We start from the raw sequence: 24,472 nt of genomic DNA, 5'->3' as shown, positions 1-24,472 counted from the left end.
GTTGCAGTTTCAACAGACCGGCTTAGCGCTCGATCTGCCGGTTCCAGCGCGTATCCCACTGTGCGCGGTGCGCGTTGATCGTGTCCCAATCCACCACTGTCACCTTGCGCACCAGATCTTCGACGTTGCCGAGGCTTTGCTGCATGGGCGGCGTCATCTTCGCAAGACGGTTGGTGGGAATCTGACGGCCGGCCTCGGCGGCTTTGGTTTGGGCCGGCGCGGACAGCAGGAATTGCGCGAGCTTCTGCGCCAGTTGCGGGTCCGGGTTGTTGTTGACCACGCACAGGTCGACTAGCAGCAACACCGGACCTTCCTTCGGATTCACATAGCCGACCGGAATGCCCTTGTCGGCCAGATCGCCCACGGCAGTCGGCGTCAGCGGGAACAAGCCCGCTTCACCGGTCTGGACCATTTCGGAGATCTTCGCCGAATTCGGCACGTACTCGACCACGTTCGGTCCCACCGTGCTCGCCCATTTGGTGAAGCCCGGCTCCACGTTCTGCTCGCTGCCGCCCATCAGGCGGTTGATGGCGAGAAAGCCGTGCAGGCCGAAAGTGCTGCTCGACGCCGACTGGAACACGACCTTGCCCTTGTATTTCGGATCGGCGAAATCCATCCACGAGGTCGGCGGCGCCCAGCCTTTTTCCGCAAACAGCTTCTTGTTGTAGGCAATCCCAGTCATGCCGAGCTGCACGCCTGCGCCCATGTCGTCCTTCATGCGCGCGAACGGATAAAGTTCCTTGAGCACTGGCGAGTCATCGAGCTTCTTGCACACGCCCATGCTGACCGCGCGCGCCATCACGCCGTCGTCGAGAAACACCACGTGGATCTGCGGGCTGGCCTTGTTGGCAAGCAGCTTGGCGAGAATGTCCGACGACGTGCCCGGCACCACGACCACCTTCACGTTGTTGGCTTTCTCGAAGTCGGGCAGCACCTGACTCGTATAGGCCTTTTCCATCGGCCCACCGTTCATGCCGATATAGATCGTTTTCGTTTGCGACCACGCCGGCGCGGCCGCGCCGAATGCACACAATGCGGCCAGCGCCGCGAGCGTCTTGAACAGTTTCATTGAGGGGCTCCAGGGGTTCACTAAACGTTGACTTGGGCGACCGCAGAGGTCGCAACAGCAGAAAAGCGGCCAATCGAAAAAGCGTCGAGCGGCGTGGCGGTGGCACCGTCGATGACGAGATCGGCGAGCACTTCGCCGACGCCCGGCGCGAGCAGAAAGCCGCCGCCTGAAAAACCGAACGCATGCAACAGGCGCGGCACGGTGCGGCTCGCACCGATGATCGGATTGCTGTCGGGCGTTTCGCCTTCCACACCGCTCCACGTGCGGATCAGCAACGCCTCGCGCAATGCCGGGAGCAGCGCGCACGCATCACGCATCACGGCGCGCGTGGTTTCCGTCGACGGCTGGCCATACTCGCCGTCGCCATGTCCGCGTCCGCCGCCGATCACGCAATTGCCGCGCGCCACCTGCCGCGCGTAGATGCCGCCGCCATACACGCCCAGGTTGTGCGTGATGAAGAGCGGTAAAGGCTCGGTGACCCACATGTTCGGGTAGATCGGTTTCATCGGCACGGTCTCGCCGAAAAAGCCCGCAACCGTATTCGCCCATGCGCCAGCCGAGTTGATGAGCCAGTCGGCGCTGATGCGCATCTCACCGGCGCGCAATTGAAAGCGCGTGCCGTCGTAATGAATGTCGGTGAGTTCGGTGTGTTCGCGCACGTCCGCGCCCGCGGCCCGCGCGGCCCGCGCGAATGCGGGCGAGACCAGGCGCGGATTCGCGTGACCGTCCGTCGCGCACAGCGAACCGCCAATGGCCGATGCGCCGAGCCATGGATAGCGCTGGCGGAACGCCGCACCGCTGATCAACTGCGCGTGCAGTCCGTAGTCGCGCGCCATCTCGGCCCACGTTTGCAGCGCATCGAGCGCGCTTTCGCTACGGGCGAGCCGCAAATGGCCCGACACCGTGAATTCGCCGTCGATGCCGATCAACTCCGGCAAGCGGTCCCAGATACGCCGCGCGCGGATCGCGAGCGGCATCTGTTCAACCGGGCGGCCCTGGCAGCGTACGCCGCCGTAGTTCACGCCGCTCGCCTGCGCGCCGCAATAGCGCCGCTCGAACAGGCCCACGCGCAGGCCGCGCTGCGCCAGCGCCAAAGCCGCCGATGAACCGACCAGGCCGCCGCCCGCGATCGCGACGTCGTAGTGCAAGGTGTCACTCATCGCGCGCCTCCACGGGAATGTCAGCAACGTCGTCGGCATACATGGCCGGCGAGAGCGGAATGGGTTTGACGGGTGGCTGGCTGCGCAAGCGGCCTACCGCTTCGAGGGGTTTGCCGGTTTCCTCGGAGAGCAGGGTGAGCGCGGCTTCGCCGCACATGCGCCCCTGACAGCGACCCATGCCGACGCGCGTGAGTGCCTTCAGCCGGTTGATCTCATTCGCTTCGCCGCCGCGGATGCAGCGCCGTAAAGTGCCCGCATCGATTTCTTCGCAGCGGCACACGGTCATGTCGTCAGGCCATTGCGACGCGCATTTCGCCGGTGGCGCGAAAGCCGTTTCGATGCCCTCGCGGAATACCGCGATACGTTTCAGACTGCGTTCGATCGATGCGGCGTCGGGCATGCCCGGTCCCCGTGGATGCGCGACGCCGAGATCGTCGAGCAGCGCCAGCGCTGCGCGGCGGCCGGCAAGTTCGGCGGCGTCCGCACCGGCGATGCCCGCGCCGTCGCCGGCGAGATAGAGGCCGCGCACGGAACTGCGTCCCGCCGCGTCCACTTCAGGGAGCCAGCAACGGTTGGTCGCGTCGAAACGGAAGCGGCAGCCCGCGAGATCCGCGAGTTGCGTTTCGGGCTTCAGGCCGAAGCTGACGCCGACCGCATCGCATGCGATTGTCTCGGTTGGCGAACCGTTACGTGCTGCGCGCCATTCGAGCGACTCCACACCGTCCACACCGCGAATGCCGAGCAGTCTCACATCGCGCACGATGCGCACGCCGCGCGTTTTCAGCCAGCCGACGTAGTACAGGCCTTTGGCGAAAGTGGACGGCAGGCGCGCGAGTTTCGGCGCCGCGGCGATCTGCTGCGAAAGCGGACTCGTGTCGAGCACCGCCACGACTTGCGCGCCTGCCTTCACGTACTGGTACGCGACGAGATACAGCAGCGGCCCGGTGCCGGCCAGCACGACGCGTCGGCCGATCGCGCAGCCTTGGGCCTTCAATGCGACCTGGGCCGCGCCGAGCGTATAGACGCCGGGCAGCGTCCAGCCCGGCACCGGCAGCACGCGGTCCGCCGCACCGCTCGCGATGATCAGATGAGAGAACGGCACGCGAAGCTCGCGTCCCGCATGCAGGGTATCGAGGTGGCCCGCTTCGCATGCCCATGCGAGCGTGTCGGGACGATAGTCGAGATGGGGCAGCAGCGCGGCCATGGTCGAATGCAAGGCGTCGGCCTTGTGCGCTTCGAAACCGTAGAGCGTTTTTTTCGAGCGCTCGAATCCGCCGTTGGCGGGCGGCTGCCGGTAGATCTGGCCACCCCAGCGCGCGTTTTCATCGATCACGATCGGCTTCACGCCGGCCGCGACCAGCGTCTCGGCGGCGCGCACGCCCGCCGGCCCGGCGCCGACGATCACGATGCGGCGTTCGTCGTTCATCGGGCGTCTCCGTTCGCGTCCGCAGCGCCGGCCTCGATGACGGCGCTGCGCGTGAGCACCCGCATGCCCTCCGTGACGAGCGTCGAGCACGCGCGCACGCGCTTGCCGTCTTCGGTACGCATCCAGCAGTCCTGACATGCGCCGATCAGACAGAAACCCGCGCGCGGCGCGCCGCTGAATTCGCTTTCGCGCACGCGGCGTTGCTGCATCAGCACGGCCGTCAACAGCGTATCGCCTTGCAGCGCGGTGACTTCGCAGCCGTCGATAAAGAAGTGCAGCGGTTCACGCCGCGTTTCCGCAACGCGGATGAATTGCGGCTCGCCGCGCTCTGCGGCGGCATGAGTGGAGGGCAAGGTGGACGGCATGAGAGCGTGGGCGGAAGAAGACATCAGTGCTGGCCGATCAGAATGCGGTTCAGGCCATACACGCGGTCGAGCAGCAGCATCGCGCCGCCGGTAATGAAGATCACCAGCGCGGAGACGGAGGCCATCATCGGGTCGATGGATTCGGTGGCGTACATGTACATGCGCACCGGCAGCGTGACGGTTTGCGGCGAGGTGACGAAGATCGACATCGTCAATTCGTCGAAGCTGTTGATGAAGGCCAGCAGCCAGCCGCCGGTAATGCCCGGCAGAATCATCGGGAAAGTGATGCGGCGAAACGTGGTCCATGCATCGGCGCCGAGCGAGTGCGCGGCGTGTTCGACGCTGCGGTCCAGTCCGCTCACCGAAGCCAGCACGAGCCGCATGACGAACGGCGTGATGATGATCATGTGCGCGAGCACGAGCCAGGCGAACGAGCCGGTCGCGCCGATCAGCGCGAAAAAGCGCAGCAGGGCGATGCCGAGCACGAGACCGGGAATCACGAGCGGCGACAGCAACAGGCCGTTGAGAAATCCGCGGCCCGGAAAGCGCGCGCGGCCGATGGCGAGCGCGGCGGGCAGCGCCACGATCAGCGACAACGTGGCCGAAGCGAACGCCAGTTTCAGGCTGTTAAAAAAAGCGCCGATGAAATCCGGGTAATTGAGGATCGCGCGAAACCAGCGCAGCGAGACGCCGTGCGTGGGCAGCGTGAGCGTTTCGTCGGGCGTGAAGGCGACCAGCACGACGATCACGAGCGGCGCGAGCACGAACGCAATCACGAGCGTGTGGAAAATCAGCGCAATAGGGCCGTTCTTTCTCATGATGTTTTCACTGAGTGAGCTGATAGGTGCGCTGATGAATTAGCCGAGGCTTCTGGTGTACTTACGTTCGAGAACGCGGTAGTACGTGAGCATCACGATCAGATTCGCGACCAGCAGGAGCAGCGCGATGGTCGCGCCGAGCGGCCAGTTCAGCGAGCCGAGGAATTCGTCGTAGACGGCGGTGGCGGCAACTTTCAGGCGCCGTCCGCCGAGCAGGCCGGGAATCGCGAAGGCGCTCGCCGACAAACCGAACACCATCAGGCTGCCCGACAGAATGCCCGGCGTGAGTTGCGGCAGCACGATACGGCGCAACGTGGTGGCGGGCGACGCCATCAGCGAAAGCGCGGCGTTTTCCGTTTGCGGATCGAGCTTCTGCAACGCTGTCCATACCGGAATCACCATGAAAGGCAGCATGACGTGCACGAGTGCAATGACAATCGCGAAGGTGGTGTATTCGAGCTTGTAGGGCCCGAGTCCGATGAGGCCGAACGCCTGATTCACGAGTCCGTTGGTGTTGAGCAGCATGCTCCAGCCGAAGGCCCGCACCACCACCGATACCAGCAGCGGCGCAAGAATCACCAGCAGGAACATCGAGCGATAAGGATCGCGCATGCGCGACAGAACGTAGGCCTCAGGCGTGCCGATCACGACGCACAGCAGCGTGACCAGAAACGCAATGCCGAGCGTGCGCAGAAAGATGGTGTGGTAATACGACGAGCTCAGTACTTCCGCGTAATTGCCGAACTGAAATGCGGCTATGGGCCCGCTGGCCGGATCGAAGCGATAGAAGGTCAGCACCAGCGTCATCAGCAGCGGCACCAGCACGAGCGCCACGAACAGCAGAAAGGCCGGCGCGCACATCAGCCACAATGGCAAAAAAGCATGCCATGACGCACGGCGTGGTTTAGCGGATTTCACGTCGCGGTTGTCGGTTGCGGGCAGCGTACTAGCCATGATGCGCGTCCCGTTGAACGAAGCGAATCGCGTCGCTGTTCCAATCCACGCCGACCGTCGCACCTTCCGCCAGCGGCTCCGTGCCTTCGTTCTGGCAGCACACCAGCACTTCGCCGAGCCGGCTGTCCAGCCGGTACAACCACTGGCTGCCGAGGAAAAATCGACTCGTCACGGTTGCCGGCACACGTCCCGCGTCCGGCGCGCACAGCCGCAGTTTTTCCGGACGGATGCACAAGGTCACCGCGTCGCCGACACCCACCACGCGCTCGCGCGCCGGCAACTGCGCCATGTGCCCCGTTTCCGCCAGGTCGTGGCCGAGGTCGATGCGGATCGCGTCGCCCTCGCGCGCCACGACCGTGCCCGGCAGCATGTTGGCCTTGCCGATGAACTGCGAGACAAAGCGATTCTCGGGGCGCTCGTACGCTTCGTACGGCGTGTCGATCTGCGTGATGCGGCCGGCTTCCATCACCACGACGCGATCGCTGATCGACAACGCCTCGGATTGGTCGTGCGTCACCATGATGGTGGTCGTGCCGATCTTGCGTTGAATGCCGCGCAATTCGAACTGCATGTCTTCGCGCAACTTGGCGTCGAGATTCGACATCGGTTCGTCGAGCAGCAGCACGGGCGGCGCGATTACGATGGCACGCGCAATCGCCACACGCTGCCGTTGACCGCCGGAGAGTTCGCGCGGAAAGCGATGCGCGAGCGCGTCGAGGCGCACCAGCGCCAGCGCTTCACGGATGCGCTCCTTGCGCTCGGCCTTGTCGATGTTGCGCATTTCCAGCCCAAAGCCGACGTTCTCGGCGACGCTCATGTGCGGAAACAGCGCATAGCTCTGGAACACGATGCCGAGGCCGCGCTTGTTCGGTTTCATGTGCGTGATGTCGCGGCCGTCGAGCGTGATGCGGCCGCGCGTCGTTTCGACGAAGCCCGCGATCATCTGCAACGTGGTGGTCTTGCCGCAGCCGGACGGCCCGAGCAGCGAAACGAACTCGCCTTTTTCCACCGACAGGTTCACGTCCGCGACGGCGTGCAGATCGCCGAACGATTTCGTGACGTCGGTAAGTGTGAGGAACGACATGATCTGACCTTTGGATGGTTCGACACCGGTTCAATCGACTACTGCCTCGATGACGCCGACTCTAGCCAGCCAAATTACGGTCAGTCAATTTCAAATTCCGTTTGGCGGTATAAGATTCATAAAAATTCCATTAGACGGAATGTATTTGTGGGAAGCGGATGGAACTGTTCCGCTCCATGGCGTCCGGAAAATCCCTATGAATCATGTGTGGGCTCGCGTGCGACGGGAAAGCGTGCGGGATTCCACATGCGGGTAAAACGCTTTATAGTGTTCCGGTCAATGAAATAATCGAGAGCCATGAAGATGAATGCTGCCGCCAAACGTGATACCGATACCGCAGCAGAGGCGGGCGCAGCGCCCGGCCCCGGCATGCTGGAACGCGCGTTCGCGGTGATCCGCGCCTTGTCCGAAGCTCAACCCGATGGCGGTCGCGTCACGCGACTGGCGAAAGCGGTCGGTCTGACGCAGGGCACCGTGCACCGCATCCTGCATGCGTTGATCGCGGAGGGCATCGTCGAACAGGACGAAAGCTCCAAGCTGTACCGGCTGAGCGTGGATTTTTTCGCGCTCGCGGCGCAGGCTGGCAATCCGAGCGGCATGCGCACGCTGTGCCGTCCCGCGTTGTTGCGGTTGTGCGCCAGTCTCGGCGACACGATCTTTCTGCTCGTCAAGAGCAGCTTCGACGCGGTGTGTCTCGACATTTGCGAAGGGCCGTTTCCGATCCGTTCGTTCACCGGCGATATTGGCGGGCGTGTGGCGCTAGGTGTCGGGCAGGGCAGTCTGGCGATTCTCGCGTTTTTGCCGGAGGCGGAGCGTGAGGAGATCATCCGCTTCAACGTGCCGCGAATTCGCGGCTACGGTGTGCTCGACGAAGTCTATTTGCGCACCGAGATCGAACGCGTGCGTCAGTTGGGCTACGCGGGGCGCAATAGCGGCGTGCTCGACGGCATGGCGGGCGTGGCGGTGCCGATTCTGGATCGCACCGGCGTGGCGGTGGCGGCGTTGAGCGTCGGCACGCTGGCCGCGCGCCTGGGCGACGACCGCTTGCCGATGGTGGTCGAACTGCTGCGGCGGCAGGCCGATGCGATCGGCCCGCAAACCAATCCGTTCGATGTCGCGTTGCGCAGGCCGATGCATGGCTTGTCGCGCGCCATGACCACCGAACGGATCACGGGATAAGCGCAGGCGAAGCAGCAGGCGTCACGCTCGAGCCACGAGCGTGACGCCCTTTGCGGCAGCGCGAAAACCCGCGCCGCCAGTTGCTGCTGAAAACCGCTTAGAACACCTTCACCGGCACATTCACGACCAGCCGGTATTCCATGTTGTTGCCATCCGAGTAGTGGTGCTGACTGTTGTGCCACATCGCGATGAACGTGACCTTCGTATCCTTGAAGCGCCCGCTTTGCAGCGTATAGCTCGGAATGAAACCGAACTCGTGATGGTGGCCGTGCACCGGCTCGCCGTTCTTCCAGTAGAGATCATGCAGCGGCGCCGACGGCGAAGCATTCTCCGTCGCACCCGCGGATGCGTCCGCGCCCCAGCCGTATTGCCCCCAGAACATCGCCTTGAGTCCCGGCACACCGGCGTACTTGCCGTCGAACGTATAGCGCAATTGCAGCGACTGCTCGTGCGGCGCGTTGTAGTCCACGTCCATCGAGTTGGTCAGGTAAATGCCGTTGGTCTCGTTGACGTAGTCGAAGAACTGGTCGCCGAGCACCTGCTGGTAACCGAGCAGCAGCGCATGCGGGCCGTGCTGTGCGGAAACCGACACGCTGTAGGCGTTGCTGTTGATGTGCCCCTGACGTGACGCGCCGGTGTCGTGCGTCGAGTAGATGTTCGCGAGCCCGCTCCACTTGATGGTGGTCGGATCGCCGAACGACTGCGCGACCGAGCCGTAGTACTGGCGCCAGACGTCGTCGGCCTGATCGACATACAGGGCCATTTCGCCGTTCTTCGCGTAGTGCCAGGTGCCGCCCACATACGTGAGGCGATCGATCCGCGTGCCGCCATACGAGGTGGTGAGATTGGTCAGGTTCGTGTGGCCGCGCGCGTCGACTTTCGTGAAACTGCCGGCCTCGAGCGTGGTGTGCACGAGATCGTTGCTGACCATGGAAACGCCGAGGAAGGTCGGCGGCAGCGCGCGATTGTCGTGTGGTTCGAGGAACGGGTTGGTGACGATCTGCAGACCATACTTCACGACCGTTTCCGAAATGCGCCCCTTGATGTCGTACATGCCGGGGTAGGCCCACGCGAGTTGTTCCGAACCGCCACCGTCCTTTCCCACGTGCACCATGTTGCCCGCGCCGTTGCCGCCGTCGAGCTTGAGCGCGCCGAACAGCGAGGCATCCACACCGAAGCCGACCAGTCCTTGCGTGTAGCCGGATTCATAATTGGCCTGCACGCCCTGAACCCACGCGTGACGGTAGATGGCGTCAGGCGCCTGGAAGTAATCGGCGTAGTTGCGAAACAGCAGATTCAGATGGCTGTCGGCGATAAACCCTTTGCTCGCCGCCTGGCTCGACAGCGGTGCGGGCGGCGTGACCGACTGATTGGCTTCGGCGTTGACGATGGCGTTGGTGGTGTCCGGCTGGTCGTTACGCACCTGGCCGCCCTGGTCCGCGCGGCGCTTGCCGGATGGACTGCTTTGCGCGACCGAAGGTTCCGGTGCATGTTGCGTAGGGGACGACAACGTTTGCGCTAGCGCTTGAGCTTTAGACGTTTCGGAGGTGGGCTCCGAAACACCGTCGTCGGCATACGCGTTCGCGGCGAGGGTCAACGCGGGAAGCGTGAATGCGCAGTAGAAGAAAGTTGCAGCTCCGGTTTTTTTTGACCGGTTTTTTGATCGGGTATCTTTCATGGAATACGTCTCTGATTATTGTGGTGAACCTTTGGCCGGCGCGTAGCCAGTCCAAGCGAATCGCTCAGTCCTGCTGATGACAGGACGAGCGAATCCAACGGCGCGACGGCCCGCCGCGCCGGAGAATACGGTTTTAACTTCTTGGGTTTGCTGCTCTAGCGGTGTTCCAGCGGCGCTTCCTTCGGGACGTCCCCCACGCGAATGCATGCGACGCGTGTCGCTTTGGCGCCGTGCGTGACAGGCTGCGGAATCTCCCGCGCGCAGGCTTCGATCGCATCCGGGCAGCGCGTGCGAAACGCGCAACCGGACGGCGGACTGAGCGGCGAGGCAATCTCGCCGCGTAACAGCAGATGACGGCGCGCGCGCTCCACCACTGGATCGGGGACCGGCACGGCAGAGAGCAATGCCCGCGTGTACGGATGACGTGGCGTGCCGTACACCTCGCGCTTGTCGCCAAACTCCATCACTCGTCCCAGATACATCACCAGCACGCGGTGGCTGATCGCTTTGACGACGGCCAGATCGTGCGCGACGAACAGCAGGGAGAGCGACAGTTCGCGTTGCAGATCACGCAGCAGATTGACGATCTGCGCCTGGATCGACACGTCGAGTGCGGATACGGGCTCGTCGCAGATCACCAGTTGCGGCTCGCCGATCAGCGCGCGCGCAATGCCTACGCGCTGGCACTGGCCGCCGGAGAACTCGTGCGGATAACGGCGCAGATGCTGGGCGTTGAGGCCGACGCGTTCGAGCATGGTCAGCACGCGGCGTTGCACGTCGGCGCGCGCAATGTCCTGGCCGTGCGTCGTCAATGGTTCGGCGACGATCTGTTCGATCGTCATGCGCGGATCGAGCGAAGCGAGCGGGTCCTGGAAAATCATCTGCACGTCGCGGCGCAAACGCGACGTATCGCGTTGCGCGCCGGCCACAACGGTTTCGTCGCCGAGCCAGCGCACGCTGCCGCTCGCCACGGGAGCGAGCCCGATGATCGCGCGCGCAAGCGTGGATTTGCCGCAACCCGATTCGCCGACGAGCCCCACGGTTTCGCCGCGCCGCACGGTAAATGACACGCCATCCACCGCCCGCAGCGTCGCTTTGCCGGACCACGGAAAGCCGCCGCGCGGCACGCCGAATTGCACCTTGAGATTGTCGACGCGCAAGAGCGTTGCCGCGTCCTGGTTTGCAGGAGGAGTGGTGTTCATACGTGTTGGGCCTCGAGAATTTCCGCTACCGGCCGATGGCACGCGCGCAGGGCGTCGGCGTGACCTTCCGCGGAAGTGAGACGCGGGCGCGACTCACGGCAGCGATCGGTGCAATATCCGCAGCGCGGCGCGAATGCGCAGCCCGCGCCGACTTCGCCGGGCAGCGGCGGATTGCCGGGGATGGTTTGCAGGGGGCGCTCGTCATCATCGTCGGTCAGGCGCGGCAGCGCGTTCAGCAGCCCGAGCGTGTACGGATGCGTCGGCGCGGCGAACAGCGCGGCGGCGCTCGCCTGCTCGACGGTCTGGCCGGCGTACATCACCATCACGTCGTCGCACAAACCGGCCACCACGCCCATGTCGTGCGTGATCAGAATGATAGCCGTGCCGCGTTCCTGATTCAGTTCGCGCAACAGTTCGATGATCTGCGCCTGCACGGTCACGTCGAGCGCGGTGGTCGGCTCGTCGGCGATCAGGATTTCGGGCTCGGAGAGCAGCGCCATCGCGATCATCACGCGCTGGCGCATGCCGCCGGAAAACTCGTGCGGATACATGTTGATGCGCCGCGCGGCGTCGGGAATGCGCACCGATTCCAGCGTTTCAATCGCGCGGCGGCGCGCTTCGCGGCGCGACATCTTGCGGTGCAGTTGCAAGGTCTCGGTCATTTGCCGTTCGATCGTCAGGAACGGATTGAGCGAGGTCATCGGGTCCTGAAAGATCATGCCGATGCGGTCGCCGCGAATCCGGTTCAAGGCCGCTTCGTTCATGGTCAGCAGGTTTTCGCCGCGATAGGTCGCGGCGCCCGACACCTTGCCGTTGCCAGCCAGCAGGCCCAGCAGCGCCATCACGGTCTGGCTCTTGCCGGAGCCGGATTCGCCGACGATACCGAGCGTGCGGCCCGCCTCCAGCGAAAACGACACGCCTTGCACCGCGTCGACGGGTGCGCCTTCGCGGCGCGTAAAGCGCACGCTGAGGTCTTTGACTTCGAGTAGCGGCATGTCAACGGTCCTTCGGATCGAATGCGTCGCGCAAACCATCGCCGACGAAATTCACGCAATACAGCGTCACGCACAACATCACGGCGGGGCACAGCAGCAGCCAGGGCATCGATTCGAGCTTCTGCGCGCCGTCCTGAATCAGCACGCCCCAACTCGTCATCGGCTCCTGCACGCCGAGGCCGAGAAACGACAGCACCGATTCCGTCAGCACGATGTTCGGCACCGTCACGCTCGCATACACCACGACCACGCCGAACAGATTCGGCACGATATGGCGCGCGATGATCGAACGCGAACTCACGCCGATCGCCTTCGCGGCGTCGATGAATTCGCGCGAGCGCAGCGACAGCGTCTGGCCGCGCACCACGCGAGCCATGTCGAGCCACGAAAACGCGCTGATGGTGAGCACGACCAGATAGAACGCGCGGCCGAACATGGTCATCATCAGAATCGCGATCAGCATGTAGGGGATCGCGTACATCATGTCGACGATCCGCATCATCACCGCGTCGACGCGTCCGCCCAGATAACCCGCGGTCGCGCCGTACGCGACGCCGATCAGCCCGGACACCAGCGTGCCGAGCAGGCCGACTTCGAGCGACACGCGCCCGCCTTGCAGCGTGCGCGCGAGCAGATCGCGGCCGAGTTCGTCGGTGCCGAACCAGTGCATGTTCTGCAACGTGGGCGCGAGGCTGATCGCGCTCCAGTCGCTATCGATCGGGTTATTCGGCAACAGCCACGGACCGGCCACGCAGGCGATCACGATCAGCATCAGCAGGACGAAACTGGCGAAGGCGGCGCGATTGCGCACGAAGCGCCACGTGGCGGTGGCGAGCGGGCCGCGCGAACGCGGCGCCCTTGCTATGGCCGCGAGCGGATCGAGCGCCGCGGCAGTCGATTGAAGAGAGCGGGGCATGGATCAGTACCGGATGCGCGGATCGAGCCACGCATAGGCGAGGTCGACCAGCAGATTGAACAGCACGGCGATAGCGGTCGTCAGCACGACGAGGCCGAGCACGAGGGTGTAGTCGCGATTGATCGCACCGTTGACGACCAGCTGGCCGAGGCCCGGCAGCGCGAACACCGATTCGGTGACCACGGCCGCGGTGATCGACGAGATGCAGATCGAACCGAGCAGCGAGACGACCGGCATCAGTGCCGGCTTCATCGCGTGGCGCAACACGATCGTGCGGCCCGGCAAACCTTTGGCGCGCGCCGTGCGGATGAAGTTGCCCGACAGCACTTCGATCATGCTGCCGCGCATCACGCGGGCAATCGCGGCGACGTTGATGATGGTGAGCAGCACGATCGGCAGCACGCGATAGCGCCATTCGCCTTCGCCCCAACCGCCGGCCGGCAGCCAGCCGTGCCCTTCGGAGGTCTTCAGCAGGATTGCGAAGATCCACACGAGCACCGGGCCGAGCACGAAAGGCGGCACCACGTTGCCGATATTGCCGAGCACCATCACGAAGTGATCGACGAAGCGGTCGCGCCGCACCGCGGCCACCGTGCCGAGCGCGACGCCGATCACGAGCGCGATCGGCACCGAGACGCCGCCCACGCCGAGGCTCACCGGCAACGCTTTCCACACCAGATCGTTGACGGTCCAGTCGGCATAGCGGAACGACGGCCCGAGATCGCCGTGCAGCAGCGAGCCGAGATAGTGGAGGTACTGCAACCACAACGGTTCGTCGAGGTGGTACTTGGCGTTGAGGTTCGCGAGGACGGCCGCCGAGAGTTGCTTCTCGGTGTCGAACGGTCCGCCCGGGGTGAGATGCAGCAGCAGATAGCACGCGGTGATCACGGCGAGAATCGTCGGGATCGCCCAGAGCGTGCGGCGCAGCGTATAGGCCAGCATGACGGTGCTCCCGCGCTTAGTGCTTGATCAGATACATGTCTTGCGTGGCGCGCTGGTCGACGTAGTTGGTCGACGTGTAGCCGCCCACATACGGTTTCACCAGCCGGTCCGCCGAGTACTGGAAGAGCGGCACCAGCGGATAGTCGTTCATCGCCAGATCGTGCGCCTGCGTGAGCAGAGCGGTGCGCTTCGCGTCGTCGAGCTGCTGGTTGGCCTGATCGACCAGTTTGTCGACTTGCGGGTTGCAGTAGCGCTGATCGTTCTGCACGCTGTTGCAGCGGATCAGATCGAAATACGACATGGCGTCGTTGTAGTCGACGAACCAGCCGTCGCGCGAGGCCTGCACCTTGCCGTCGTGGCGCTGCTTGAGCAGCACCTTGTATTCGACGTTTTCGAGCTTGGCGTTCACGCCGAGCTTGGTGCGCCATTCGGAAGTCGCGAACAGCGCGACTTTCTTGTGCAGGTCGTTGGTGTTGTAGGTGAGCGTGAACGTGAGCGGCTTGGCGTCCGAATAGCCCGCCTGCTTCAGCAGATTGCGGGCATAGTCCACGCGCTTGGGCATCGGCCAGGTGGACCACTCAGGCTTGAAAACGGCCGCGCCTTGCGTGCCCTTGGAAATCAGGCCGTACATGGGCAGTTCGCCGTCCGCGGTGAGGCGCTGGGTCAGCAGGTCGCGATCGAGCACCATCGAGAGGGCCTGGCGTACGCGCTTGTCCTTGAACAGCGGGTCGTCGTTGTTGAGGCTGTAGTAATAGGTGGCGATCTGCAGGCCGGTTTTCAGTTCGGAGCCGAACTGCTTGCTCACCTGCGCATAGATGCCCGAGGGGACTGAATACGTATAGTCGAACTGGCCGGCCTGATACATGCGCATGGCCGTTTCGTCGTTTTCAATCGGCAGGTAGGTCACTTTCGTGATCACGACCTTGCTGGCGTTCCAGTACGTCTTGCTCTTCGTGCCCACCAGGCGGTTGCTCGGCTGCCAGTCGGTCAGCGCATAAGGTCCGTTGCCGACGAAGTTGCCCGGCCGGGTCCAGTCGCCGCCGAACTTCGTCACGACATCACGGTTGACCGGCGCCATGGTCGGCATGGCGGCCAGTTGCGGGAAGAAGGCGGCGGGAACTTCGGTGGTGACTTCGAGCGTGTACGGATCGACGGCGCGCGCGGCGAGGCTCGTGAGCGGCGCCTTGCCGGCGAGAATCGCCTTGGCGTTCTTCACGAATTCGACCAGCACGGTGTACTTCGAGCCGGTTTTCGGATCGAGCACGCGCTGCCATGCGTAGATGAAGTCCGCCGCCGTGACCGGCTGACCGTTGCTCCAGCGCGCATCGTGGCGCAGCTTGAACACCCACGTGTCCGGCCCGGTGCGCGTCCACGATTGCGCGACGCCCGGCACCACCGCGCCGGCTGCGTCGATGCGCGTCAGGCCTTCGAACAGGTCGAGCGCGATCGTATTGCCGGTCCACGATTCGATATGCGCGGGGTCGAGCGATTCGGTTTCAGCCGGCACCTGGCGGGTGATTTCCTGGCTCGCGGCGAGCGTGACGCCGGCAGGTACGTTGACAGCAAAAGCGGACGGGGCAAACGAGAGGACGAGCGCGGTCAGCGCCGTCGCGTAGACGAACGGGGTTTTCATCGATTGAGATCGCAGGAAAGGTCGGGAGAGAAACGCGCTGGCGCCAGGGCGCCCGTTTAGCTGCGTTGCTCGGGCCAGGGCGGCCCTTGTTGCTCGTATTGATAGCGCGACATGCAGGATTCCTTACATTGCGTAATGCAGGCAATCCCTGGCCGGTCCGACCGGATGAGGTGCCTGCTCTTTAGAACAGTCTTGGTGTGCCCACCCAGACGACCACCGACTCGATGCGCGCGGTGTTCACCCAACTGTGCGGCACCGTCGATTCGTAATGCGCGCTGTCTCCCGCGTGCAACACGAACGTCTTGCCTTCCAGTGTCAACGACACTTCGCCGTCGATCACATACATAAACTCTTCTCCGGCATGCGTGGTGACTTCGGAGCGCTTCTGCCCGGGTGGCATTCTCACCAGGATCGCCTCGAGCTGACGGCCGCCCGTCACATTGGTCAGCCGCGCAAACAGATTGGCCGAGTCCGCAAAACCGAAAAACCTCAACTGATCGCCGCGGCTCACGCAGCGTTCTTCGCTGGGTGTGTCGACGAAATACTGCACCGTGACCCCGAGTGCGTTTGCGATCCCCGCCAACGACGTGATGGACGGTGACGCGAGGCCACGTTCCACCTGCGACAAAAACGGCTTGGAAATGCCCGCCGCGGTTGCCGTGTCATCCAGCGTGCGCTTGAGCCGTTGCCGCAGCGCGCGGATCTTGCTGCCGATTTCTAGTGCCGGATTGCTCTTTTGAATTGTCGTGACCATAGCAGGAGGAAATTAGCCCGTCAAAATTTGTTTGATATATGTAAATATGGTTTGATTGCGGTCCGGGCGCGGCATCGGGCCTTGGCGACGCCGGGTGAGGCAAGCGACCACAATCTGAGATAACACTCTATGTTGCCAGAATCGAAACTAAACCCCGCCAAAATGACCGTTTATTTCGGAAAACAGCAAACAAAGGCGGTAATGCCTGGAGTATGCACGCTCGCCGGCGCGTTTATGCAGTTCGAGTATCAGCAGGATTAACGGCATGACATTACAGATTATTTTTGGCCGCGGGTGCGGATGCGGCAAAGACGCAAGGCGCAATCGACCCATGTCATCAACGCGGGATCGGTGAAATCCCTGAGTGACTCAGCATGTTTCTATTTGCAGAATCGGCCCCGCTGTTTCTCATTCCGCGCGCAGCGATCCTGTGCGGCGGAGCACTGTCCGGCCCGTTCCAACCGAACGCCCGCCGGCGTAAGGATATGACCATCACTGCCGATCTTTCCCGCCGCGGGCTCGCCGCCCGTCGCCGACTGGCACCGACGCCATCGGCCGGCCTCAGAATTTCCATTCGCCGCGATGCTTTATCATTCAGCCCGCTCCGCATGCCGGAGCGCGGCCCCGATATGACGTCGCGTGCCCCGGCAACGCGTTGCGCAGGGCGCTCGCCAACGGGACTTGCTTCGGGGCCTATCGCGAGACGGGCCTTCGCCACCCTTCCTGGTTTATCTGCTGGTTTGGCGCATTGGCGCGCGAATGCGCGCGTTCGCGCCAGGGCCCATGCGTCCGCGTGTGCGTGACGGCACAGGCTGCGCCGACTGTCTTTCCAGATTCCGTTTCATGCGCCGCGCGGCCAGTTCGCGCGACGCCGTAACCGTTTGAACAAGAGGTACACGATGAATTCATCCAATCCGCCGGGCGCGCGCGTGTCGCAGACCCGTTCGTTTTCGACGGTCTTTCTGATCGAGATGTGGGAGCGCTTCGGCTACTACGGCATGGCCGCGCTGCTGGTCCTGTTCATGATCGACAAGCTGCAGTTCACCGACAGCCACGCCACCCTCACGTGGGGCGCGTTCACGGCGCTGGTGTATGCGTCGCCCTCGATCGGCGGCTGGATCGGCGACAAGATTCTCGGCGCGCGCCGCACGATGATCTTCGGCGCCGGCGTGCTGTCGGTCGGCTATTTCATGCTGGCGCTGCCCAATGACCAGCTTGCCTATATGTACGCGTCGCTCGGCGTGATCGTGGTGGGCAATGGTCTCTTCAAGGCCAATGCCGCGAATCTCGTGCGCCGTATTTATGAAGGCGACGACGCGCGCATCGACAGTGCGTTCACGATCTATTACATGGCGGTCAACATCGGCTCGACCGTATCGATGCTCGCCACGCCGTGGATCAAGGACCATTGGGGCTGGCGCACGGCGTTCGCCGTCTGCTGCGCGGGGATGCTGTTGTCGGTGCTGAACTATTTCGTCATGTTCCGCACGCTCGCGCATATCGGCTCCGCGCCGGATGCCGAACCGGTGCGCTGGAAGCGTGTCGGCGCGGTCGCGCTGGGCGGCCTCGCGCTCGGCGCGGCGACCATGTTCGTGCTGCAGCACAAGGCGATCGCGGTGGCCTGCGTGTACACGGCGGGCGTCGCGATTCTGGCGATCTTCGGCTACATGCTGATGAAGTGCGAACGCTCGGAGCGCTCGGGTCTGGTGGCCGCGCTGATTCTGACCGCGCAGGTGATCCTGTTCTTCGTGTTTTACGTGCAGATGTCGACCTCGCTCACGCTGTTCGCGCTGCGCAACGTCGATCCGCGTTTCATTCTGTTCGGCCAGACGTGGTTCACGTGGAGCGCCGCGCAGTTCCAGGCGCTCAATCCTATCTGGATCATGTTGCTGAGCCCTGTGCTTGCGCTGCTTTACACCAAGCTCGCGAAAAGCGGCAAGGACGTTCCTGTGGCGGTGAAGTACGCGTTCGGTTTCGCTGTGGTGGCGGCCGGCTTTTTCGTCTATGCGGCGAGTGGCAATTACGCGGTGAACGGACGCGTGTCGTCGTGGTTCATGGTGGGCGGCTACGGGCTGTATTCGCTCGGCGAACTGCTGGTGAGCGGTCTCGGGCTCGCCATGATCGCGCGTTACGTACCGGCACGCATGAGCGGCTTCATGATGGGCGCCTACTTCGTCGCGACCGGTGTGTCGCAATATCTGGGCAGCGTGGTGGCGAATTTCGCGCAGATGCCGGCCGGCGACATGGATCCGCTCGAATCACTGCCGCTCTACACCAAGCTGTTCACCGGCCTCGGCTGGCTCGCGGCGGTGGGCGCGCTGGTGGCGGTTCTGCTGTTGCCGCTGATGCGCAAGCTGTCGCGCGAACATCAGCGCTGCAGCGACGAAGCGCGCGAGAGCGCGCGGCAAAGCGCGGCACTGAACGGCGTGGTGGCGGAGTAATCCGGTGCAACATCGGCAGCGGTGCGAACGCGCCGTTTGCAGGCCGCCTTCACCTTGAGCGCCGCATTGAGTCCAGCACTCAATCCGGCACTTCCCGCATCAGGCCTTCCTGATCGTCAATGTCCGCTCAAATGCCGGCCACGGGGGTAAGCTTAGGACCGACATCGGTCTTTCGACTTAACCCTCTTCCGGATAGTTGAGGTAGCCACCCGGATGGAAATCCATATCGCGGTCCAAGGGCATCACGATCTGTCTGGACAGATCTATCGCCAGTTGCGCGCCGGCATCCTCGAAGGGCGCCTTGCCGGCGGCACGCGCCTGCCGTCCACGCGAGAACTCGCCACGCAACTGGGGGTGTCGCGCAAGACGACGCTCGACGTATTCGAGCGGCTACTTTCCGAGGGTTATCTCAGCGCCCGAGCCGGCTCGGGCACTTTCGTCGCCGACGGCCTGGAGCGTCTGCCGGTGGAGCGTTCCTCGCATGCTAAGGCGGCGGATGTGTCGCGCGAGCGGGCCAAGGCGAAGGCCGCCGCGCGCGCCCAGCCGCTGTGGGAGGAGATGCCCGAGCGCCTCGCGTTGCCGCGTCCTTCGGTAATGTCGCCGCAGGACTTCATAGGCGGCGCGACCGACAAGACGCTGTTCCCCTTCGACGTGTGGCGCCGCTGCGTGAATCGTGCGTTGCGTGCGCAAGCGCGCGGCCCCGGCACGTATCGCGACGCGGCCGGCGAGCAGGAGTTGCGTCTCGCGATCTCGCGCTATCTGGCCTTTAACCGCGCCGTGGCGAGCAACTGGGAAGACGTGATCGTGACGCAAGGCGCACAGCACGCGCTCGATCTGCTGGCTCGCGTCACGTTGCGTGCCGGCGACGTCGCGGCTATCGAAGACCCCGCTTATTCGCCCGCCCATGCCTGTCTGAAGGCCACCGGCGCGCGTGTGGTGCCCGTGCCGGTGGATGCGCAAGGGCTGATCGTGAGCAAGCTGCCGGACAAGGCGCGGCTCGTCTATCTGACGCCTTCGCACCAGTTTCCGCTCGGCATGCCGATGAGTCTCGAGCGCCGCGTCGAGTTGCTCGAATGGGCGCAGAAGCGCGGCGCGGTGATCATCGAGGACGACTACGATTGCGAGTACCGTTTCGAAGGCCGGCCGATGGAGCCGCTCAAAAGCCTCGATCGCGCCGGACTCGTGGCCTACGTGGGCACGTTTTCGAAGACGATCTTTCCGGAGCTGCGGGTCGGCTATGTGGTGCCGCCGGCCTCGCTCTACAGTCCGCTCCTCAAGGCGCGCCAGATCGCCGACTGGCACGGCTGCACGCTCACGCAAACCGCGCTCGCGGCCTTCATGCTCAACGGCGATTTCGCCAAGCACCTGCGGCGCATGCACAAGACCTATGCGGCGCGCCGTGCGGTGCTGCTCGATCATCTGCACGGCGGCCTCGCGCCCTGGTTCGAACCGATCGTGCCCACGGCCGGCATCCACATGGCGGCGCACCTGAAAGCGCCGCTGACGGAGGAGGCCGTGGTTGGCGCGGCGCGTGAAGCCTCGATCGGATTGTATGGACTCGCACCGTTTTATCTGCGTGTGAAGGCGCGGCCCGGTCTGATTTTCGGCTACGGCAATATCGCGGTCGAGCATATCGACGCGGCGCTCACCAAGCTCGCCGACATCCTGCCGCGGCTCGCGCAATAGGCACGCGAACCGCGCATACGGTTTACTCAAACCTATCTAATGCCCTACAAATCAGTGTCATAAACCCACCGTACGCTTGCGCCTCTGTAATTGTTTGTAATGCAAAGCCGGCCAGATGTGCCGGCATGACACGACGACAAACGGAGGGCGGTAAGGATGCGAGTGACGTTCATGGCAGGCAAGCGGCTGCGCGCGCGAGGCGCGTTTGGCGCATGGGGAACCTCGGGGGCGCTGGGCGCAATGGGAATCGCCGCGGGTATCACGGCGTGCAGCAGCAGTGTCGACACGCCCGCGCCGCAAGTGGCGAATGGCACGACCGCGACGCTTGCGTTGCTGGAAACCACCGACATCCATACCAATCTGCTGAGTTACGACTACTACAAGCTGGCGGAAGACAAGTCGCTCGGTCTGGAGCGCACGGCGACGCTGATCGCGGCGGCGCGCAAGGAATTTCCCAATACCATGTTGCTCGACGACGGCGACACGATCCAGGGCACCGCGCTCGCCGACTATCAGGCGCAAGTCGCGCCGATCGATTGCAAGACCACGCTCGGTGTCTACAAGGTCATGAATCTGCTGAAGTACGACGCGGGCACGATCGGTAATCACGAATTCAACTACGGCCTGCCATTTCTCGCGCAAGTGACGGGCAGCGCGTTCGACGTGCCGAACATGAGTCCGGTCGCCGCGCAGCCGGCGTGCGCGGGGCCGAACTTTCCGCTGGTGCTCTCCAACGTGCTCGGCGCGAAATCGCAGCAGCCGATCTTCAAGCCGTACACGATCCTCGAACGCACGATCACGGCCACGACGCCCGACGGCAAGACCGTCAGCGCGCCGGTGAAGATCGGCGTGATCGGCTTCACGCCGCCCGCCATCATGGCGTGGGACAAGCGCTGGCTCGACGGCAACGTCTACACGCAAGGTCTTGTCGAAAGCGCGTCGAAGTACGTGCCGGAAATGAAGGCGAAGGGCGCGCAGATCATCGTGGCGATGTCGCACGGCGGGCTCGACAACTCGACCTATTCGCCTTCGATGGAAAACGGCAGCTACTACCTGTCCAAAGTGCCTGGCATCGACGCCATGTTGATTGGCCATTCGCATCAGGTTTTCCCCGATAAAAACAGCACGGTCACGCAATTCAACCTGCCGGGCGTGGACAAGGTGAAAGGCACCGTCAACGGCGTGCCGACCGTGATGGCGAATTTCTGGGGCAAACATCTCGGCGTGATCAAGCTCGCGCTGAACTTCACGAACGGCACGTGGGCGGTGGACCGAAACGCGAGCACCGCGGAAGCCCGCTCGATCCAGAACGCGGATAAAAGCTACGTCGCCGTCGATCCGGCGGTCTCGCAGGCGATTGCCGCCGAGCACGCCGCGACCATCAACTACGTGAAAACACCGATCGGCACGACCGACTTTCGCATGACCACGTACTTTGCCGATGTGGGCGACGTGTCGGCTATCGAAATCGTCAACCAGGCGCAGGCGGCCTACACGCAGGACTACATCAACGCGAATCTGCCGCAATATGCGGGCATTCCGGTGTTGTCGGTGAGCGCGCCGTTCAAGAGCGGCTTCGGCGGCGGCAACGATTTCACCGACGTCGCGCAAGGCAACGTGGCGATCAACAATGCCGCCGACCTTTATCTGTATCCGAACACGATCTACGCGGTGAAGGTGACGGGCGCCGACCTGAAGGCCTGGCTCGAAACCGCGGCCCAACGCTTCAACAAGATCGATCCGGCCAACACCGCGCCGCAGGCACTCGTCAGCACGTATCCCGGTTATAACTTCGACATGATCACGTCGAAGGATTTCAGCTACGAAATCGACGTGACGCAGGCTGTCGGCAGCCGCATTCGCAACCTGAAATATCAGGGCGCGGCGATCTCGGACACGCAGTCGTTCATCGTCGCGACCAACAACTATCGCGCGAGCGGCGGCGGAAATTTCCCTGGGCTCGACGGCAGCAAGACGATTTATGCGTCGCCGGATGCGAGCCGCGACGTGCTGATCGCCTATATCAAGAAAGTGCAGGCCATCAAGGCGGCCAGCAACGGCAGCGATCGCAGCTGGCGGTTTACGAAGGTGGCAACGGCCGGCCCGGTGACCTTCCTGTCTGCGCCGAACCTGGCGGCGCTCGCGCAGGCCAACGGCATTGCCAACGTCGCCCAGATTCAGGCCGACGACGGCACGGGCAAGGGACTCGCGGTCTACACCGTGAACCTCAACCAATGAACGCGCGGCTTTCTTTGGTGCTGGCGGTGGCCGTCGCCATCACAGGCGGCACGTTCTTCACGGTGGCCACGGTGGCCGCCACGCGCGTGTCCAACGTGCAGATCGACGACTGGCAGATGCAGGGCACGGCGACGCACGCGGCCTGGCCGCTGTGGCAGTTGCGCGTGACCTCGGCATTCGGCAACGCGGCGGCGCGCGAAGCGCTCGCGGACGTGCTCGTGAATTCCACGCGGCCCGACGAGCGCCGCGAAGGCGTCGAGCTTTACCGGCAACTTGCGCTCGACGGCGCGCCGCGCGCACAGGCGACGCTCGGGCATCTGCTATTGCGCGGGCTGCCCGGCATCGCGCCGGACTATGTGGAAAGCCGCCATTGGCTGACGCTGGCGGCATCGCATGATTCGCGCGACGCCCAGGCGGCCTACGATCTTGCAACGCTTTATCGCAATGGTTACGGCATGGTGCGTGACGCAAGCCTGGCGATTCGCTGGCTCGAACGGGCGGCGCAAGCGGGCCTGCCGCTCGCGCAGTTCCAGCTTGCCAACGAGTATCGCTTCGGCACGAGCTTGCCGCACGACGACGCGTTGGCGCTGCAATGGCTCACGCGCGCGGCCAATGCGGAGTTACCCGAAGCCAACCTCGCGCTGGCAATGGCCTATCGCAATGGCGAGCTTGGCCTCGCGCGCGACGAAAGCGAGTACTGGGCTCACGTGAAGGAAAGCGAACACGATCTGAAACACGTCAGCCGGCAGTAACCGTGCGCTGAAACCGGCCCGCGATTTTCTGTCGCAGGGCGAGATTGGTCGCCCCCTGCAATGTTTTTCGCTGCAGGGGGCGCGTTTTTTCCGCCGCGTGAAGGAGCATGGCGTGCGAGCCGCGACGTCTTTTTTGCGATGACCGGACGAGCCACCTTCTACTCTCCGATGCAGAAAGTGCCGTTATTCATGCATCGAAATGACTTGTAACGTACGTTACGTGTTCGTGTTGCTGAGCCCGCCTACGCACGTTTACCCGCTAAAACAAGCATCAAAATGTGTTGCGCAGTCTGCGCCGCGCAACAAACCTTCGCTGTTATACATAAAAGAGTCGCGCAAATCGTATTAGCGCTTGTAGAATCCGGCGTTGAAGCGTGCACATGTCGTGTGCGCTTCGTGCAATTCACTGACCACAACAGGTAGGAGAAACATGCCGACTTCCGCAAAAAAGGTGGCCAAGAAGGCTGCTGCCCCGGTACCGACCAAGAAGGTTGCTGCAAAGAAAGTTCCTGCGAAGAAGGCCGTCGCAGCTAAGAAGGTCGCCGTGAAGGCGTCCAGCGCTCCGTCGCCGATCAAGGACACCTTCACGAAGGCCTCGCTGGCTGCACACGTCGCTGAACGCGCTGCTGTGGAACCGAAGACCGCCAAGGCTGTTCTGGCCGCGCTCGAAGACACGATCCTCGGCGCCGTGCATAAGAAGGGTGCTGGCGAATTCACGCTGTCGGGTCTTCTGAAGATCGTCGTGCAAGCTGTGCCGGCGAAGAAGAAGCGCTTCGGCAAAGACCCGTTCTCGGGCGAAGAGCGTTGGTTCCCGGCCAAGCCGGCTAGCGTGCGCATCAAGGCACGTCCGCTGAAGAAGCTGAAGGACGCTGCTGCAGGCTGATCGCGTTTCACGCGTTGGCGTTGTATTTAACAATGGCTGACGCTTGAGACACCCGGCGGAAATTTCCGTCGGGACGATCCGCAGTGCATGTAGTCTGAAAATCCCCGTGGGTGCGAATCCACGGGGATTTTTTATGCGCGTTCATGGCGTAGGCGAAGCCGGGCGAGAGCCCGAGGACTGTCCAGGGCGCGCACCGCGGTGCTGCGTATGCACCGTACTAGCGCATCATGGGCCGCCGCAGTACGATGACAGCGGAGCCTTGCCGGCCGGGATGCGCTGTTCGCGTGCATGCACCGT

At 63.6% G+C, this 24,472-nt stretch carries 20 protein-coding genes; 6 read left to right on the top strand and 14 right to left on the bottom strand.

Annotation, left to right across the window (positions count from 1 at the left end; translation table 11 throughout):
• Positions 1-22 precede the first annotated feature (22 nt).
• From P0D68_RS02090 to P0D68_RS02060, 7 genes are read right to left on the bottom strand one after another with little or no spacing between them, the layout of a single operon-like run.
• The gene (locus tag P0D68_RS02090; RefSeq protein ID WP_091807047.1) at positions 23-1,069 is read right to left on the bottom strand and encodes an ABC transporter substrate-binding protein; all 1,047 of its coding nucleotides are present in this window, start codon (positions 1,067-1,069) and stop codon (positions 23-25) included.
• Positions 1,070-1,089: 20 nt separating this feature from the next.
• Positions 1,090-2,229: an NAD(P)/FAD-dependent oxidoreductase gene (locus P0D68_RS02085; RefSeq protein ID WP_408300038.1), complete on the bottom strand. Its 1,140-nt coding sequence runs from the start codon at positions 2,227-2,229 to the stop codon at positions 1,090-1,092.
• Positions 2,222-3,655: an FAD-dependent oxidoreductase gene (locus P0D68_RS02080; protein WP_408300036.1), complete on the bottom strand. Its 1,434-nt coding sequence runs from the start codon at positions 3,653-3,655 to the stop codon at positions 2,222-2,224. Before P0D68_RS02080 ends, P0D68_RS02085 begins: the two co-directional genes overlap by 8 nt.
• Positions 3,652-4,044, bottom strand: a complete 393-nt coding sequence (locus P0D68_RS02075; RefSeq protein WP_408300034.1) for a (2Fe-2S)-binding protein — start codon at positions 4,042-4,044, stop codon at positions 3,652-3,654. Before P0D68_RS02075 ends, P0D68_RS02080 begins: the two co-directional genes overlap by 4 nt.
• Positions 4,044-4,838 (bottom strand): ABC transporter permease, encoded by a 795-nt coding sequence (locus P0D68_RS02070; protein ID WP_091807057.1) that lies wholly within the window; start codon positions 4,836-4,838, stop codon positions 4,044-4,046. Before P0D68_RS02070 ends, P0D68_RS02075 begins: the two co-directional genes overlap by 1 nt.
• Before the next feature lie 39 nt (positions 4,839-4,877).
• Positions 4,878-5,792 (bottom strand): ABC transporter permease, encoded by a 915-nt coding sequence (locus P0D68_RS02065; protein ID WP_408300031.1) that lies wholly within the window; start codon positions 5,790-5,792, stop codon positions 4,878-4,880.
• Entirely contained in the window at positions 5,785-6,876 is a 1,092-nt protein-coding gene (locus tag P0D68_RS02060) for an ABC transporter ATP-binding protein (RefSeq protein ID WP_091807062.1), read from the bottom strand. The genes P0D68_RS02065 and P0D68_RS02060 overlap by 8 nt, the downstream gene beginning before the upstream one ends.
• 303 nt (positions 6,877-7,179) lie before the next feature.
• Between P0D68_RS02060 and P0D68_RS02055 the strand changes: the two genes are divergently transcribed.
• Positions 7,180-8,055 carry an IclR family transcriptional regulator gene (locus P0D68_RS02055; RefSeq protein WP_091809165.1) on the top strand — a complete coding sequence of 292 codons (876 nt, stop codon included), beginning with the start codon at positions 7,180-7,182 and terminating at the stop codon, positions 8,053-8,055.
• Positions 8,056-8,152: 97 nt separating this feature from the next.
• On the opposite strand, the gene P0D68_RS02050 is transcribed toward P0D68_RS02055, so the two are convergent.
• The 7 genes from P0D68_RS02050 to P0D68_RS02020 form a co-directional block, all read right to left on the bottom strand.
• Positions 8,153-9,733, bottom strand: coding sequence for an OprD family outer membrane porin (locus P0D68_RS02050; protein WP_408300029.1), 1,581 nt, complete (start codon positions 9,731-9,733; stop codon positions 8,153-8,155).
• A gap of 155 nt (positions 9,734-9,888) precedes the next feature.
• A complete protein-coding gene (locus tag P0D68_RS02045) occupies positions 9,889-10,935 on the bottom strand; it encodes an ABC transporter ATP-binding protein (RefSeq protein ID WP_408300027.1) in 1,047 nt (348 codons plus the stop codon).
• On the bottom strand, positions 10,932-11,930 hold the full coding sequence (locus P0D68_RS02040) for an ABC transporter ATP-binding protein (RefSeq protein ID WP_091807068.1): 999 nt from the start codon (positions 11,928-11,930) through the stop codon (positions 10,932-10,934). Before P0D68_RS02040 ends, P0D68_RS02045 begins: the two co-directional genes overlap by 4 nt.
• A 1-nt stretch (position 11,931) precedes the next feature.
• A complete protein-coding gene (locus P0D68_RS02035) occupies positions 11,932-12,846 on the bottom strand; it encodes an ABC transporter permease (RefSeq protein ID WP_408185123.1) in 915 nt (304 codons plus the stop codon).
• 3 nt (positions 12,847-12,849) lie between these two features.
• Entirely contained in the window at positions 12,850-13,788 is a 939-nt protein-coding gene (locus tag P0D68_RS02030; protein ID WP_091807070.1) for an ABC transporter permease subunit, read from the bottom strand.
• Between the two features lie 16 nt (positions 13,789-13,804).
• Entirely contained in the window at positions 13,805-15,421 is a 1,617-nt protein-coding gene (locus P0D68_RS02025) for a peptide ABC transporter substrate-binding protein (protein ID WP_091807072.1), read from the bottom strand.
• Positions 15,422-15,602: 181 nt separating this feature from the next.
• The gene (locus P0D68_RS02020; RefSeq protein WP_007177972.1) at positions 15,603-16,175 is read right to left on the bottom strand and encodes a cupin domain-containing protein; all 573 of its coding nucleotides are present in this window, start codon (positions 16,173-16,175) and stop codon (positions 15,603-15,605) included.
• Positions 16,176-17,074: 899 nt separating this feature from the next.
• On the opposite strand from P0D68_RS02020, the gene P0D68_RS02015 reads away from it, so the two are divergent.
• The 5 genes from P0D68_RS02015 (at position 17,075) to P0D68_RS01995 (ending at position 24,175) form a co-directional block, all read left to right on the top strand.
• Complete coding sequence (locus P0D68_RS02015; protein WP_408300024.1) at positions 17,075-18,616, top strand: peptide MFS transporter; 1,542 nt, start codon at positions 17,075-17,077, stop codon at positions 18,614-18,616.
• Between the two features lie 213 nt (positions 18,617-18,829).
• A complete protein-coding gene (gene pdxR, locus P0D68_RS02010) occupies positions 18,830-20,302 on the top strand; it encodes a MocR-like pyridoxine biosynthesis transcription factor PdxR (RefSeq protein WP_408300022.1) in 1,473 nt (490 codons plus the stop codon).
• 240 nt (positions 20,303-20,542) lie between these two features.
• The gene (locus P0D68_RS02005) at positions 20,543-22,540 is read left to right on the top strand and encodes a bifunctional 2',3'-cyclic-nucleotide 2'-phosphodiesterase/3'-nucleotidase (RefSeq protein WP_408300208.1); all 1,998 of its coding nucleotides are present in this window, start codon (positions 20,543-20,545) and stop codon (positions 22,538-22,540) included.
• Positions 22,537-23,292: a tetratricopeptide repeat protein gene (locus tag P0D68_RS02000; protein WP_408300020.1), complete on the top strand. Its 756-nt coding sequence runs from the start codon at positions 22,537-22,539 to the stop codon at positions 23,290-23,292. Before P0D68_RS02005 ends, P0D68_RS02000 begins: the two co-directional genes overlap by 4 nt.
• 430 nt (positions 23,293-23,722) lie before the next feature.
• Positions 23,723-24,175: an HU family DNA-binding protein gene (locus P0D68_RS01995; protein ID WP_007177969.1), complete on the top strand. Its 453-nt coding sequence runs from the start codon at positions 23,723-23,725 to the stop codon at positions 24,173-24,175.
• The last annotated feature ends 297 nt before the right edge of the window (positions 24,176-24,472 follow it).

The organism is Paraburkholderia sp. RL17-380-BIE-A (assembly GCF_046028085.1).
Classification (GTDB): Bacteria; Pseudomonadota; Gammaproteobacteria; order Burkholderiales; family Burkholderiaceae; genus Paraburkholderia.
Note: the sequence above shows the minus strand (reverse complement) of the source record. Positions and strands in the feature narration are given on the sequence as shown.